Raw genomic sequence first — 14,147 nt, forward strand, 5'->3', positions numbered from 1 at the left:
CGGGCGTGGTCCGTGACATCCCCCGACCTTCCGGACAGCCCCCGTTCCGGTCCGGGTGCGGGCGGGGCCGTGCCGAAGGCCGGTGCGCGCAGGCGTGTTCATAGACGCGACAGTCCGGCACATCGTGACCGGACGATCTCGAACCTTGGAGGTGGCGGTGGCGTCAAGGACGCTGTCCGTCTGGGAGCACCGGAAGGTCGTCGGCCTCCTGGTCCGGCGCGACCTGAAGGTCAAGTACCAGCAATCCGTGCTGGGATACGCCTGGACGATGTTGGAACCCCTCGCCCTGACGTTGGTGTACTACTTCGTCTTCGGCCTTGTGCTCCAAGCGGACCGAGGCATCCCGGAGGGCACACCGGGCGGCTACATCCTCTTCCTCGTCGCGGGCATCCTGCCCTGGACGACCTTCGGTGCCATCCTCAGTGAGGCGCCGCGCGCGATGCTCACGCACTCGAAGCTGATCACCACCATGAAGGTGCCTCGGGAGATCTTCCCGATGGCGACGGTGGGGACCAAGTTCGTCGAGTACGTGCTCACCTGGCCGGTCCTGCTGATCTTCGTGTTCGCACTCGGTGGTCGCTTCAGCTGGGAGGGCATGCTCCTCTGGCTGCCCCTGGCCGTCGTGCTGACCTTCATGTTCGGGCTGGGCGTGACCCTGTTCCTGTCCTCGGTGAACGTGTTGCTCCGTGACGTGGAACGCCTGACACGTATCCTGACCCGGCTTCTGTTCTACGGATCGGCGATCCTGTTCCCGGCGAGCATGGTCCTCTACTCGGACGGGGTCCCGGGCTGGGCCAAGACGCTCTACGAGCTCAACCCGTTGATGGGTATCTTCCAGATGCACCGAACGGTGTGGTTCTCCGGGTTCGAGGAACTAACGCCGAGTCTTCTCGCGTTGACCTCTGCGGTGGTCGGTTCGATTCTGATGCTGATCATCGGATACTGGACGTTCCGCCGTCTGGAGATGTCCGTTCTGAAGGAGTTGTGATGGCGTCCACCTATGAGGCCGCGGTCGCCGGTGGTCCGGTCATCGAGGCCAAGGGTCTCGGTGTGAAGTTCGCGGTGAACCGTCGGCGCAAGCGCAGCCTGCGTGAGATGTTCATTCACGGCAAAAAGCGCGACCCCAACGCCGAGGGCGACGACTTCTGGCCTTTGAGGGACGTTTCATTCGAGGTCGCCAAGGGCGACTGCGTGGGCATCGTCGGCAAGAACGGCACCGGCAAGTCCACCCTGCTCAAGATGATCGCCGGGGTCCTCCTCCCCGACGAGGGCAAGGTGAGCGTGCACGGCAAGGTGGCGCCCCTTCTGGAGCTGCGGGCCGGCTTCAACGACAACCTGACCGGCCGGGAGAACGTGTACCTGGTCGGTTCGTTGCACGGCATGTCCGAGAAGGAGATCGACGAACGCTTCGACGAGATCGTCGACTTCGCGGAGATCAAGCCGAAGTTCATCGACACCCCGATCCGGCACTACTCCAGCGGTATGAAGGTGCGGCTGGGCTTCGCGCTCATCTCGCAGCTGGAGCACCCGATCATGCTGGTCGACGAGGTGCTCGCGGTGGGTGACAAGGCCTTCAAACGCAAGAGTTACGAGGCCATCGACCGCATGCTCGCCAATGAGCGCACCATGGTCCTGGTCTCGCACAACGAGAGGGACCTGCGCCGCTTCTGCAACCGCGGGCTGTACATCAAGAACGGCTCGCTCGCCCTGGACGCCGACATCGACACCGCCCTGGCCGCCTACAACGAGGACACCAGGGTGGAGATCGAGGAGCGTAAGAAGAAGGACGCGGCGAAGAAGAAGCGCGCCGAGGACGCGGCCGCGAAGGCCGAGACCGTGGAGAACGCTCCTGCCGCCGGTGCCACCGAAGCCGAGGCGGCCAAGGCCGACCCGGACAAGGGTGACGAAGGCAAGGGCGGTGACGGTAAGGACGGCGGACAGGCCGCCTGACCGGACTCGAACGAGAACCCCCAGAGGAAGAGCGCACCACGGATCGTTCCGGAGGTGCGCTTTTTCCTGTCCGCCCTTGTCTGCTCCTGTCCGGTGCTGTCTGAAACGTCGTGCTGCGGGACAAAGGGGCGTATCGGCGCCCTTGAGCGTGTCGGTGATGGATTGCGCACAGAGGGTAGGCGACCGTGACTCTCAGTTGAACCCAAGGGGAGCGCGGACATGGCCGAGGGAATCGTGGTGCGGGCGACCGCGCGGATGTTCGAACGCAGGTACGTCACCCGTTCGGGGGTGACCCGCGTCGGTGTCGTGGTCGCGGCCATCGCGGCCGTCTGGTTCAGCCGGGCCGACCCCACCGGAGCGATCATCGGTTCGCTGTTCCTCGGGCTGGTCCTGTTCTGCGACACGGTCCGCTCACGCATGCGGTCCCACCGTCGGGACGTCCTCACCCTGTGGACCGTGTCCATGGCCGCGCAGTTCCGGGAGTACGTGGTCTACGTCGGGCTGGCCTTCGGCGCGGCAGCGGCCGGCCACGCCGGCGCCTGGGGGTGGGCGGCCGGCGCGCTCATCGCCCTCGCCCTGCGTGACGCGCTTCTGGTGGCTCGCGCGGCTCCGCCCGCGAGGTGGACGCAGCCTCCGCTCGTCCTTCCCGGCCAGCGGCGTCCTGAGGGCCTCCAGGGGGCTTCGGTCCCCAGGCCTCGGGACGGTGAACGGTCGGAGGGCGCGGCGTCGGGGCGGCCCGCGGGGGCGGACCATGCGGCCGAGGTCGCTCGGGCCGCCGGGATACCGGACACGGGGGAGGCCGGGGGCGCCGTTCCCGCGTCATTCTCCCTGACCCTGTCGGCCCGCCGGATCATGGCCTTCGAACAACCCACGCGCTTCGTGGTCATCGCCGTGGCGGCCACGGTCGGGGACGCCCGGCTCGCCTTCGTCAGCCTCATCGTGGGCTGCGTCATCGCCATCACCGGTGAACTCGTCGCCCCGACCTCCGAGGTGCGTCGGTGAGCGGGGAGGCTTCGGAGACGGTGCCGTCGGGGGAAGGGGCGGAGGAAGAAAGATCGACGGGCGGTGGGCCGACGTCGTGGCGGTCGACGGACGATCGTCCGGTGGGCACGCGGAATGCCCGGGGGTATGACCTTTTGGACCCGATCGTTCTCGACCTGCGTTTTCTTCGTGATGACGGTCACATGGGCAGGTTTCTGGGCAGGATGGTCCCGGGCATCGCACCACCGCTGTTCACGGCCGTAACCGGTGCCATCATCGTGGCGGTCCTGCTCTTGGCGGACAAGGGTCAGCTGACAGGCATTACCCTGTGCGCACCGGTCGCTGCCCTGCTACTGTCCGGTTTGGCCGCCGGCCACCCCCATAATGGGCGGTTCGACCGGTTCGTGCCACCGATCCTACGGGTCACCGAATACGGCTACCTGGCAACGCTGGGGCTCGCGTCCGGCGTACCCGGTCCCCTGGTGTTCGTAGTCTTGGTGGCGGTCGTCTGTCACCACCGCGACGATGTCGCACGACCCGCGGTCGGGGTGAACCGACCGTCCGTGACGCGGAACGCCGCGCTCGGATGGGACGGCAGGATGCTCGTCATCGCGGCCGGGGGAGCGCTGTCCGCCCTCACACCCGCCTACGGCATACTCGCCGGATACCTGGTGGTCCTACAGGTGCGGGAAGCCGTGCGCACTTGGAGCGCCACCACGGTGGCCGAGACGCGCACCGGTTCCGCCGACATCCTCGGCGGAGAGGAGCAGTGGGGAGATCACCCGATCTCCCCCAACGGAGACGGGGGCCGAACGGCCACCGGAACGAACGAGGAGGCGTGAGCGCCTCCTCGACCTAAGGAGGAACTCGCCCTCATGCTCGGAATGGTTCTCGCCGCAGGCGCGGGGCGGCGTCTGCGTCCTTACACCGACACCCTGCCCAAGGCCTTGGTGCCCGTCGACGGCGAGACGACCATCATGGACATCTCGCTGCGCAACCTGGCGGCCGCCGGTCTCACCGACGTCGTCATCGTCGTGGGCTACCGGGCCGAGGCCGTCGAGGAGCGTAAGGCCGCTCTGGAAGAGCGCCACGGCGTCAAGCTCACCCTCAGCTACAACGACAAGGCCGAGGAGTGGAACAACGCCTACTCCCTGTGGACCGCACGTGAGTTCTTCTCCGAGGGCGTCCTCCTGGTCAACGGTGACACCGTGCACCCGGTGAGCATCGAGGAAACGCTACTCGCCGCCAGGGGACCGGAACTCCTCCTCGCGGTGGACAACGTGAAAACCCTCGCCGAAGAAGAGATGAAGGTGACCCTCGACGAAGACGGTCACCTCCAGAACATCACCAAGCTGATGGACCCCGCCACCGCCGCGGGCGAGTACATCGGCGCCACCCTCATCGAGAGCTCGCTCGACTCCCGCCTGGCCGACGCGCTGAAGGCCACCTGGGAGCGCGACCCGCAGCTGTACTACGAGGACGGTTACCAGGAGCTGGTCCGCCGCGGCGAGAAGATCGCCGTCGCCCCCATCGGCAAGGTGGACTGGGTCGAGGTCGACGACCACGACGACCTGGCCAAGGCGAGGGAGATCGCGTGCCGCTACTAGCTCGAATGCTTCCCTCCCCTCTGGCGATCGACGTGCGCCGAGGGGCCGTCTCCTCGCTCGGAACGGTGCTGGCCGACCGCCGCATCGCCACCGAGGGACGCATTGCCGTGGCGGTGGGACCGGGTCAGGGCGCACAGATCGCCGCCGACCTGGACCTGCCCCATTGCGAGGTCTTCCAGGTCGAGGAGGGCACCGTCGACGCGGCGACCGCCCTCGGCCAGAAGCTGCGCTCGGGAGCCTACGAGGCCGTGGCCGGCATCGGTGGTGGCAAGACCATCGATGTCACCAAGTTCGCCGCGACCATGGCGGGCATCCCGATGGTGGCCGTGGCCACGAACCTGGCCCACGACGGCATCGCCTCCCCCGTCAGCTCCCTGGAGCACGAGGGCGGCAAGCCGTCCATCGGCGTGACCATGCCCATCGCGGTGGTCATCGACGTCGACTACGTCCAGGCCGCCCCCGCGCGCCTGGTGCGTTCCGGTGTCGGTGACGTGGTCAGCAACATCTCCGCGATCGAGGACTGGGAGCTCGCCGGGAGGGAGAACAACGAGCCGGTCGACGGCATGGCGGTCACCTTCGCCCGCGTCGCGGCCGAAGCGATCCTGCACCGTCCCGACTCCATCGAGTCCGACGGGTTCCTCAAGGTCCTGGCCGAGGGGCTGGTGCTGTCCGGTATGGCCATGTCGGTCGCCGGTTCCAGCCGTCCGGCCAGTGGCGCCTGCCACGAGATCCTGCACGCGGTCACCCAGCTCTACCCGGGCAAGGGCAACCATGGTGAACTCGCCGGTCTGGGGACGCTCTTCGCCTCCTACCTGCGGGTGAAGCACCTGGGTTGGCCGGCCGAGCGACTGGATGAGATCCGCTCCTGCCTGCTCCGTCATCAGCTGCCCATCGTGCCCTCCGACGTCGGTCTCTCCGAGGACGAGTTCGCGAGGGCCGTGGTGCACGCTCCGGGCACCCGCCCGGGCAGGTTCACGATCCTGGAACACCTGAACCTCTCCGAGGACGAGATCGGGCGGAGTGTCGCGGACTATGTCGAAGCCGTCGGTCGCTGAGGTCCGCGCGGGCGGCCAGCCCGTGGGGATCAAGGAGCGGGTGAACGAGGAGCACTGGGCGGGGCGTCTCTACATGAGGGACATCTCCCCGTACCTGACCACGTTCTTCGTGCGCCTGCGGGTACCGCCGAACCCCATCACCTACCTGATGATGGTGTTCGGGGTGCTCGCGGGCGTCGTCGTCGCGTTCGGTGGGCTGTGGTCGGCGATCCTCGCCGCCGTCATGGTGCAGATCTATCTGTTGTTGGACTGCTCCGACGGTGAGGTGGCCCGCTACACGGGTCGGACCAGCGTCGCCGGGATCTACCTGGACCGCATCGGCCACTACGTGTCCGAGGTCGCGCTGCTCGTGGGCCTGGGCATCCGTGCCCAGGGAGGGTTCGAATCCGGGGGCTGGGTCATCCTCGGGATGACCGCCGCGCTCGGTGTCGTGCTGATCAAGGCCGAGACCGACAACGTGGTGGTGGCCCGCGCCAAGGCGGGTCTTCCGGAGAAGATCACCGAGGAGGCCATGCGGCCGAAGTCGTCCGGGCTGAGCCTGGCGCGACGCCTGGCCTCCGCGCTCAAGGTCCACCGCCTGATCCAGGCCGTGGAGCTGTCCTTGATCGTGGTGGTGGTGGCCGTGGTCGACTTCTTCCTCGGAGACCTGACGGCCACCAGGATCCTGGTCGTTGCCTGCGCCGCGGTGGCGGTGCTGATGAGCTTCGCGCACTTCGTGAGCGTGCTCGCCTCCCGACGCCTCGAATAACGCGTCGATGACGTTATGACGTCACTCCGGGGCCGTGGACGCTACCCCGTCCACGGCTCCGTACACTTCATCTTTATTCTTTCGTTAGTCTGTTTCTGCGAACGTTGGCATGTGTCCACCTGTCAGCCGCACGTCATCCACTGAACGGTTCGCAATCATGGCCACTCCCGTGATCCCACCAGCACAGGACCCCGGAGGTCCTGCCGAACCCGCCGGCCCGGGTCTGTCCAGGGCGCGGGAATCCCGAGCGCAGGAACGGAGCGGTTCCCAGGTGCCCGGAAAGCCCACCCTGTCCTGTGTCCTGCTGACCATGGGCACACGACCCGCCGAACTGCGCCGGGCCATCACCAGCGTGTTCGAGCAGCAGGGTGCCGACGTCGAGGTCGTCGTCGTGAGCAACGGCGCCGACCTCCCCGACCTGCCCGAGGGCGTGGTCACGGTGAACCTGCCGGAGAACGTGGGCATTCCCGAGGGACGTAACCACGGGGTGAAGGCGACCACGGGTGACGTGATCCTGTTCCTGGACGATGACGGCTGGTACCGGTCCATGGATCTGGCCGAACACGTGCGCGACCGGTTCGGCTCCGAGCCGTCCCTGGGCGCCCTGTCGTTCCGGATCGCCGACCCCGACGGCGGCCCCGACCAGCGCAGACACGTGCCTCGACTGCGGGTCGGTGACTCCCGCAAGTCCAGTGAGGTCACCACGTTCCTGGGCGGGGCGTGCGCCATCCGCCGCACCGCCTTCGATCAGGGCGGCGGTCTGCCGGGCGACTTCTTCTACGCCCATGAGGAGACCGACCTGGCCTGGCGGATCATGGACGCCGGGTACGGCATCGAGTACGACGCCGACGCCGTGATGTACCACCCCGCGGTGGCGCCGACCCGGCACGAGAACTTCTATCGGCTCAACGCCCGCAATCGGGTGTGGCTGGCCCGACGCAATCTGCCCTGGCCGCTGGCGTTCGCCTACCTCGGTACCTGGGTGGGTCTGACGGTGCTCCGGGAGCGTGACAAGAGCGCGCTGAAGTCGTGGTTCGGCGGTTTCCGCGAGGGTTGGCGCGAGGACGCCGGTCCCCGCACCCCGATCAGCTGGAAGACCGCTTGGCGGATGACCCGTGCCGGTCGCCCGCCGATCATCTGAACCCGCCTCTACCCGGGAGACAGCCACGTGATCGCCTTCAGCGGACTGACCATGCTCCTACTCTTGTTGCTCGTCGTGGTGGTCGTCGCCGTGGTCATCGTGGCCATAGTCGTCACGATCCGTGGCCTGCGTTCCCTGGGGTCACGGGGTCAGTACGGCTACGGGCCGTCGCCGCCCCAGGGCCACCCCGGGCAGTATCCGCCGCACCAGGGCCACCCGGGGCAGTATCCGCCGCCCCAGCAGTGGCCCGGCCAGTATCCCGGAGCCCCCGGCCCCGGTCCGCAGGGACCCCAGGGCCCCGGCCCGTACGGCGGCCCCCAGGAGCCCCAAAGGCCCACCGGTTCCTGAACCCACCGCTGCTCGCGCTTCGGGGCGAAGCCAGGGTCCGGAAGGACCCGGACGACGCTCTTGTGGTGTGTCCCGATCGGTGTGACCGAAGCTGATCCCGAGTCTGTGGATAACCCGAACCCTCGCCTGTGCACAGGGTAGATTCATGAGGTAGGCACGTTCCCAGACGAGAGCGGGGCGGTATCCGTGTCCGAACAGTACGCCGATCTCATCGAGGGACCGCTGATCCCACGCCCCGATGCCAACTCGGCCTCTCTACGCGCGGCTGTGGGCCGGATCATGCCCTCATGGCTGCCCGAGTTCGACGGACACCACCTCGAAGCGAGCACCGAAGCCGAGAAGAGCGAGAAGATCGGCCCTCTCCAGGTCTTCTGCCGGATCTGGCTGCAGCGTATCGAGATCCAGCGATACCCGGCACGCGCGAAGCTGTTGGCCGATCTCGAACGCAAGGTGGCCGAGGGGCATCCCGATATGAGAGAGGCACTCTCTGAAATCTCCCGTCTACTCGCCGAGGTGGCCGAGGACCTGGAGCGTTGAGCGAATGGACCTGGGAGTTCCATCCGCCGGAACTTTCGGATGGCCTTCCGATCGGAGCCATAGCGGAGATCGAACGGATCGCGACCGAACTCGTCTTCTTGGGCAGGGACGCCGAAGGTGTCGGTAAGCCGACACACCGAGTCGGAGGTCTACGTCAGCTACCACTGGGCAGCGGGTCCGGATTCATCGTCTTCATGGTGGTGGACCATCTCGAAGAGATCCTGATCCTTCAGGTGAATCTCCTCTGAGTAGAAGGGGGCGGGTGCCGAACGGCACCCGCCCCCTTCGTGGTCTCCGGGATCAGACCTCGGTGACGGCCTGCTCGTACTCCAGGCGCGGGAGCCGGTCGAACCAGGCGTCCGGGCCGGGCTTGCCGATGTTCATCACGACGATCGGCTGCTGGGTGGAGTCCTCACCGAAGAACTCCTTGCGGATGCCATCGGCGTCGAAACCGGTCATCGGGCCGGCGGCCAGCCCCGCGGCGCGAACGCCGATGATCAGGTAGGCGACCTGCAGGAGGGCGTTCTGCGAGGCCATGGACTCGCGGGCCTCGACCGGCATGCCGGCGAAGTTTTCACGGGCGTCCGGGGCGACGGGGAAGGTCGTCGGGAAGTGTTCGTGGAAGTCGCTGTCTGCGGACAGGATCAGCGCCAGCGGGGCGGTGGAGGTCTTGGGGGCGTTGTTGCCGGCCATGTGCTGGACGAGGCGTTCGCGGGCCTCGGGGGAACGCACCACGGTGACCCGCAGCGGCTGGTTGTTCATCGCCGTGGGACCGAACTTGACCAGGTCGTAGATCGCTCGCAGCTGTTCGTCGGTCACCGGTTCGTCGGTGAAGGAGTTGGCGGTGCGCGCGCTGTGGAACAGGAGGTCCTGTGCGTTCTTGTCGAGGACCAGCGTGTCAGTCATATTCGAAACCTCGGCTGTGCTTCTTCGTGGGCAGGGAAGCCCGTCTGTGGCGGACACGAAGCACAACCTTGTTTACCAGGAAGATATTTCTGAATTATATTATTTGTGAGTTCATTCACTTATCGCGCTGCGCGGGCGATCCCGCTGCGGTGGAACCTGACCCGGGGTGACCGGGACCCTCGGGGGAGCGGGCAGGTCGGGGAGCGGCGCCGGGGGAGATTCCGGGCTCCGCCGGGGCCGTACCGGGCCGTCGGCCTGGGTCACCCACTCCTCCAACTGCTTGACGAACACTCGGGCCTGGACCGGCCAGTGGTACGAGGTCCGGGCGATCCGGTGACCCGTGCTCGCCAGGTCCCGACGCAGCTCCTCGTTCTCGCGCAGCTTCAGCACGGCCTGGGCGGCCGCCTCCCCGTCGTTGAACGGGACCACCAGTCCCGAGCGTCCCTCCGGTCGCCGGCTGACCAGTGCCTCGGCCATCGGGTTCGGGCTGGTCACCACTGGTAGACCGTGCGCCATGTACTCCACGACCTTGGTCGGCAGCGAGTGCCGGTAGTTGTCGGTGTCGTGCAGCAGGCTGATCCCGGCCAGGGCGCCGGACGCCATCCGCAGGGCCCGGTCGTTGGGCACGAACCCGTACCAGTGCAGGGCGTCCTCCTGGTGTGCCTCGCGCAGCAAGGGACGGACCTCCGCGTCGGCGTTGCCGATCACTTCCAGGCGTACCCCGTGGTCGCGCAGCCGCCGACCCATCTGGACCATCTCGCGGGCACCGCGCGCCATGGAGACGTGCCCCAGGTAGACGACACGGTCGTCACCCGCGGGTCGCAGTGGGGTGTCCGGGACGTACGTGGTGTTCGGAACGACCGGGTGGTCGCCGCGGAACCGAGAACGGTAGCCCTCCTCGGCCAACATCAGACGCAGACGTCGTTCGGCGCCACGTTCGAAACCGCGCACGACCCGACCGAGCGGACGGCGCAGGGGCCTCGGCACCCACGGCTTGGTGAGCAGCGCAGCCGGGGTGTCCTCGTGTACGTCCCACACGGTGACCGGCGGCCGCTTCGAGGGCAGCGCGAGCAGGAGCTCGGGGTCGTGGAAGAGCAGGACGTCGGCCTCGGGTGCCAGCCTGGTCAGGGCGGCGCGGGCAGCCCGCAGGGAGGACAGACGATCGCGCCCTTGGGAGCGAGGTACGTCCACCGAGCGAATCTGGTCCCATGGCGTCACCCCGCACTCCCGGAAGGGGGCGACGTAGGTGACGGTGTGCCCGGCCTCGACGAGTGCCCGGATCTGACGGTGCAGAATCCTGGCGTCCTCGGGATGGTGCACAATCGTCGCCACGAGTGCGTGCATGAAGATCACCTACGTGTGTCACCGGTTGGCTCCGACTACAGCGATGATCCGCCGTTACTGGGCGGGAACCGCTGTACGACACGGTATTCACCAGGAGAAACACGCTGAGGACAGTCGGATGGACACTCGGCGTGCTTCCGGTGAACCTTCGGTCGGTCGTTGGTGAACGCACGAAGGCACGCCGCTGAACGCAGTGGAACGTCCGAACGGCGTGCCTTGGGGGCCGGGCCGGTCACAGGACCTGGAGGCCCTCCCGCTGAACTTTGCGGCGAGTCTGAGCCGGTACCTCGGGTCCGGTGGTCACGGTCTCGTCGGCGTCCGCCCGGCGCAGCACCCCGCGGGTGTCGAGCAGCAGTCGCGCGTACTCGTCCAGCAGCTTGGGGCGGTAGTCGCTGTGGTCGGTGAGCAGGATGGTCAGGTCCGCATCGGCCATGGCCTGTTCCAAGTCGGTGGAGCGTGGGATGTCCACCCCGTCCACCTGCCAGGACTCCACGTGCGGGTCGTGGTAGGTCAGCGTAGCGCCCTTCGCGGCGAGCTTGCGCGCCACCGGGCGGGCCGGCGACTCGCGCTGGTCCGCGATGTCGGCTTTGTACGTCACTCCCAGAAGCAGCACCTTGGAGCGGGACAGCGCCAGCCCGGAGTCGTTCAGCAACTCTTGGGCGCGCTGCATGACGTAGGCCGGCATGCGGCTGTTGATCTCCTGGGCCAGCTCGACGAACCGGAACGGGTAGCCGAGGGTCTTGACCTTGTAGGAGAGGTAGTTCGGGTCGATGGGGATGCAGTGACCGCCCACACCCGGGCCGGGATAGAAGGCCTGGAAGCCGAACGGCTTGGTCGCCGCGGCGGCGATGGAGTCCCACAGATCCACGCCCAGCTCCTGGCAGAAGATGGCCATCTCGTTGACCAGGGCGATGTTGACGTGCCGGTAGGTGTTCTCCAGCAGCTTGGCCATCTCGGCCTCACGGGTGCCGCGGGCCCGGACCACCGTGTGCACGAACCGGCCGTAGAACTCCGCGGCGGCCTCGCCGCATTCCTCGGTGAGACCGCCCACGACCTTGGGCGTGTTGGTCACGCCGAACGTCGGGTTGCCCGGGTCGATGCGCTCGGGGGAGAAGGCCAGGTGGAAATCGGCCCCGGCCACGAGGCCGGACTCCTCCAGGAACGGACGTACGACCTCGTCGGTCGTGCCCGGGTAGGTGGTGGACTCCAGGATCACCAGGGTCCCCGGTGACAGCTGGGCGGCGATGGCCTTGGAGGCCGAGGTGACCGCGCCCAGGTCCGGGCCGCCCTCGGGGGACAGCGGTGTGGGGACACAGATGACGATGGTGCGCGCCGTCGCCAGGCACGCTGAGTCCGTGGTCGCGCTGAACCCCTGGTCCAGCATGGCGCCGACGTCGTCCGACGACAGGTCGTCGATGTGTGAGACGCCTTGGTTGAGGTCGTCGACCATTTGGGCGTTGACATCGAGACCGGTGACCTTCACGCCGGCGGACGCGGCTGCGGCTGCCAGGGGCAGACCGACGTAGCCGAGACCGAGGACGACGAGATCGGCCGATCCGGTGCTCTGCTCGGGGACATTGGCCGGGTTGGAGGCTGCGGCATCCACTTCGTGGTCACACTCGCATTCATTTCGTGAACGGGCGCAAATGTTCGAGGACTGCCATTCAGAGTGCTGGACGTCTGAGTGTAGGCACGCGTTGTCCACGACTACGGGTTCTGGCCTGGTTCGGACATTTTCCCAATAAGAACCCGATACGCCTGGTTATAGCGGTATACGGCCCCGGCCCATGTTCGGTCGGCTCCGACGCGCTCCTGACCTGCTCGGCCGTAGGAGATCCGCTTTCGCCGACTGTAAGCGAGATTGGTGAGCACATCAGCTAGACGTGCCGAATCGCCCGCCGGAATTAACTCTCCTGTCACTCCTTGTTCCACAATCTCCCTAAGAGCAGGAAGATCACTGGCAACCACGGGAAGTCCACCGGCCATAGCCTCCACGGGCTTCAATGGCGTCACCAGACGGCACACCCGCTCGTCCCTGCGAGGCACTACGAACACGTCCAGTGCGGCGTGGTGGTGCCGCACCCGGTCGGCGGGGACGCGTCCGGTGAAGTGCACCGCTTCGTTCAGCCCCGACCGTTCGACCCGGTCCCGCAGTGCGGGCAGTTCCGGTCCGTCACCGACGATGAGGGCGTGGACCGGCTCGCCGTGTTCGCGCAGCAGCGACACCGCGTCCAGCAGTACGTCCAGCCCCTCGTATCCGAAACAGCTGGTGGTGGTGCCCACCACGAACTCCTCCGGGTCGATGCCCAGGTCCTTGCGGACCTCCCCACCCGAGGGCAGTGGCTCCAGGAAGGAGACATCCACGGCGTTGGGCACCACCAATAGGCGCTCACGGGGCACCCCGCGGGCCTCGATGTCGGCGCGCATCGCCTCTCCGAGCGTCACCACCAGGTCGGCGGCGAGCATGCACTCGGTTTCCGATGCGCGTTCGGCCTGGTAAAAGGCGTCGTCCACGCTGCGGGAGGGGTCTCGCGAGAGCCAGGACTCCTCCAGGAAGCCCCGCACCTCGTAGACGACGGGCAGGCCGTACCGGCGTCCCAGTTCCAGGGCCAACCGGGCGTTGTGGTGGTTGCTCGCCGCGTGCAGCACGTCCGGGCGCAACGCCTCCACCAACGTGGACGCCATCCGCAGGCCCACCTGGAATTCCTGGTCGTGGTCGGCGGGGGCCTTCCACGGCAGGAGCCGGTGGTAGGAGATTCCGTCGACCTCCACCAGGGTGCGCGGGTCCGGTACCCCCTTGGTGAGCGGGTAGCCGGCACGGGAGACCACGTGCACGTCCATGCCCGCCTCACGCTGGGCCACCGCGATGCGGTGCGTGCGCTGGGTGTACCCGGCGTTGGTGTGCGGAAGCGCGTTGGTGACCAGGTGCAGAACACGCGGTCCCGATTCCGTCGCCGCCGGTCGCCGAGCGTTCACCGTGTCGTCAGGCCGCGTTGGCGCACCGCGGGTTAACGTGATCCCGTGACGGTCAGGGGCAACGGACAACGACTCGGGAACAGCGCGTCCCGTGGCCAGGGCCGTCCGGTACTCGGCGGCGTCGCGATGCCGCCCCGGCGGCATTCGTTCGACCAGCGTACGAGCGGTGTCCGCGTCCCCGGCGGCCAGCGCCGCCGACACCAGGCGCCCCACCCCACCAGGGGATGTGCGCCGGGACGCGGTCAGCAGCACCTCACGGGCCTCCTCGCGCCGGCCCTGATCCCACAGGGCGTAGGCGCGCGGAAGGGCGCCGGAACGGGCGGCCACGGCACGTGCCGACCCGCGCAGCGGACCGGGCATCAGTCTGGCGGCCAACAACGGCAACCGGGCGGGTTCGGACCGCAGGTGACGCCAGGCCAAGGTCGCGGTGAAGGTCACCGCACGCGGCCACAAGGTACGTGGACGCGGCGGTCGGGGTTCGGGAGTCCGGGTGTCTTGCACGGTCAGTCACACAACCACGTGGACGTGACCAAGTGGTGACACCACGGCGAAGC

15 protein-coding genes are annotated in these 14,147 nt (G+C 67.5%); 11 read left to right on the forward strand and 4 right to left on the reverse strand.

The features are described 5' to 3' along the window. Window positions 1-145: 145 nt before the first annotated feature. From BQ8420_RS21000 to BQ8420_RS21050, 11 genes are all read left to right on the forward strand, one after another. A complete protein-coding gene (locus BQ8420_RS21000; RefSeq protein ID WP_087100866.1) occupies window positions 146-988 on the forward strand; it encodes an ABC transporter permease in 843 nt (280 codons plus the stop codon). Continuing rightward, the gene (locus tag BQ8420_RS21005; RefSeq protein WP_087100867.1) at window positions 988-1,950 is read left to right on the forward strand and encodes an ABC transporter ATP-binding protein; all 963 of its coding nucleotides are present in this window, start codon (window positions 988-990) and stop codon (window positions 1,948-1,950) included. Before BQ8420_RS21000 ends, BQ8420_RS21005 begins: the two co-directional genes overlap by 1 nt. A gap of 219 nt (window positions 1,951-2,169) precedes the next feature. Next, entirely contained in the window at window positions 2,170-2,952 is a 783-nt protein-coding gene (locus BQ8420_RS21010; protein ID WP_087100868.1) for a hypothetical protein, read from the forward strand. 134 nt (window positions 2,953-3,086) lie between these two features. Continuing rightward, window positions 3,087-3,773 carry a DUF5941 domain-containing protein gene (locus tag BQ8420_RS21015; protein ID WP_087100869.1) on the forward strand — a complete coding sequence of 229 codons (687 nt, stop codon included), beginning with the start codon at window positions 3,087-3,089 and terminating at the stop codon, window positions 3,771-3,773. Between the two features lie 33 nt (window positions 3,774-3,806). Then, window positions 3,807-4,538: a sugar phosphate nucleotidyltransferase gene (locus BQ8420_RS21020; RefSeq protein ID WP_087100870.1), complete on the forward strand. Its 732-nt coding sequence runs from the start codon at window positions 3,807-3,809 to the stop codon at window positions 4,536-4,538. A 5-nt stretch (window positions 4,539-4,543) separates the two neighbouring features. Then, window positions 4,544-5,593, forward strand: a complete 1,050-nt coding sequence (locus tag BQ8420_RS21025; protein WP_087100871.1) for an iron-containing alcohol dehydrogenase family protein — start codon at window positions 4,544-4,546, stop codon at window positions 5,591-5,593. After that, window positions 5,571-6,341 (forward strand): CDP-alcohol phosphatidyltransferase family protein, encoded by a 771-nt coding sequence (locus tag BQ8420_RS21030; protein ID WP_087100872.1) that lies wholly within the window; start codon window positions 5,571-5,573, stop codon window positions 6,339-6,341. The genes BQ8420_RS21025 and BQ8420_RS21030 overlap by 23 nt, the downstream gene beginning before the upstream one ends. A 310-nt stretch (window positions 6,342-6,651) precedes the next feature. Beyond that, complete coding sequence (locus tag BQ8420_RS21035; protein ID WP_200816037.1) at window positions 6,652-7,482, forward strand: glycosyltransferase family 2 protein; 831 nt, start codon at window positions 6,652-6,654, stop codon at window positions 7,480-7,482. 27 nt (window positions 7,483-7,509) lie between these two features. Continuing rightward, window positions 7,510-7,830: a hypothetical protein gene (locus BQ8420_RS32025; RefSeq protein WP_087100874.1), complete on the forward strand. Its 321-nt coding sequence runs from the start codon at window positions 7,510-7,512 to the stop codon at window positions 7,828-7,830. Between the two features lie 186 nt (window positions 7,831-8,016). Then, window positions 8,017-8,367, forward strand: coding sequence for a hypothetical protein (locus BQ8420_RS21045; protein WP_087100875.1), 351 nt, complete (start codon window positions 8,017-8,019; stop codon window positions 8,365-8,367). After that, window positions 8,364-8,615: a hypothetical protein gene (locus tag BQ8420_RS21050; RefSeq protein WP_087100876.1), complete on the forward strand. Its 252-nt coding sequence runs from the start codon at window positions 8,364-8,366 to the stop codon at window positions 8,613-8,615. The genes BQ8420_RS21045 and BQ8420_RS21050 overlap by 4 nt, the downstream gene beginning before the upstream one ends. Window positions 8,616-8,667: 52 nt before the next feature. Here the strand turns inward: BQ8420_RS21050 and BQ8420_RS21055 are convergent, their stop codons facing one another. The 4 genes from BQ8420_RS21055 to BQ8420_RS21070 form a co-directional block, all read right to left on the reverse strand. After that, the gene (locus BQ8420_RS21055) at window positions 8,668-9,273 is read right to left on the reverse strand and encodes a malonic semialdehyde reductase (RefSeq protein WP_087100877.1); all 606 of its coding nucleotides are present in this window, start codon (window positions 9,271-9,273) and stop codon (window positions 8,668-8,670) included. A gap of 111 nt (window positions 9,274-9,384) precedes the next feature. Further along, on the reverse strand, window positions 9,385-10,617 hold the full coding sequence (locus BQ8420_RS21060; RefSeq protein ID WP_200816029.1) for a glycosyltransferase: 1,233 nt from the start codon (window positions 10,615-10,617) through the stop codon (window positions 9,385-9,387). A gap of 232 nt (window positions 10,618-10,849) precedes the next feature. Then, the gene (locus BQ8420_RS21065; RefSeq protein WP_087100879.1) at window positions 10,850-12,223 is read right to left on the reverse strand and encodes a nucleotide sugar dehydrogenase; all 1,374 of its coding nucleotides are present in this window, start codon (window positions 12,221-12,223) and stop codon (window positions 10,850-10,852) included. A 101-nt stretch (window positions 12,224-12,324) separates the two neighbouring features. Next, the gene (locus BQ8420_RS21070; RefSeq protein ID WP_235006398.1) at window positions 12,325-14,031 is read right to left on the reverse strand and encodes a glycosyltransferase family 4 protein; all 1,707 of its coding nucleotides are present in this window, start codon (window positions 14,029-14,031) and stop codon (window positions 12,325-12,327) included. Window positions 14,032-14,147 lie beyond the last annotated feature (116 nt).

Origin of the sequence: Nocardiopsis sp. JB363, assembly GCF_900143625.1 — a bacterium.
GTDB lineage: Bacteria > Actinomycetota > Actinomycetes > Streptosporangiales > Streptosporangiaceae > Nocardiopsis.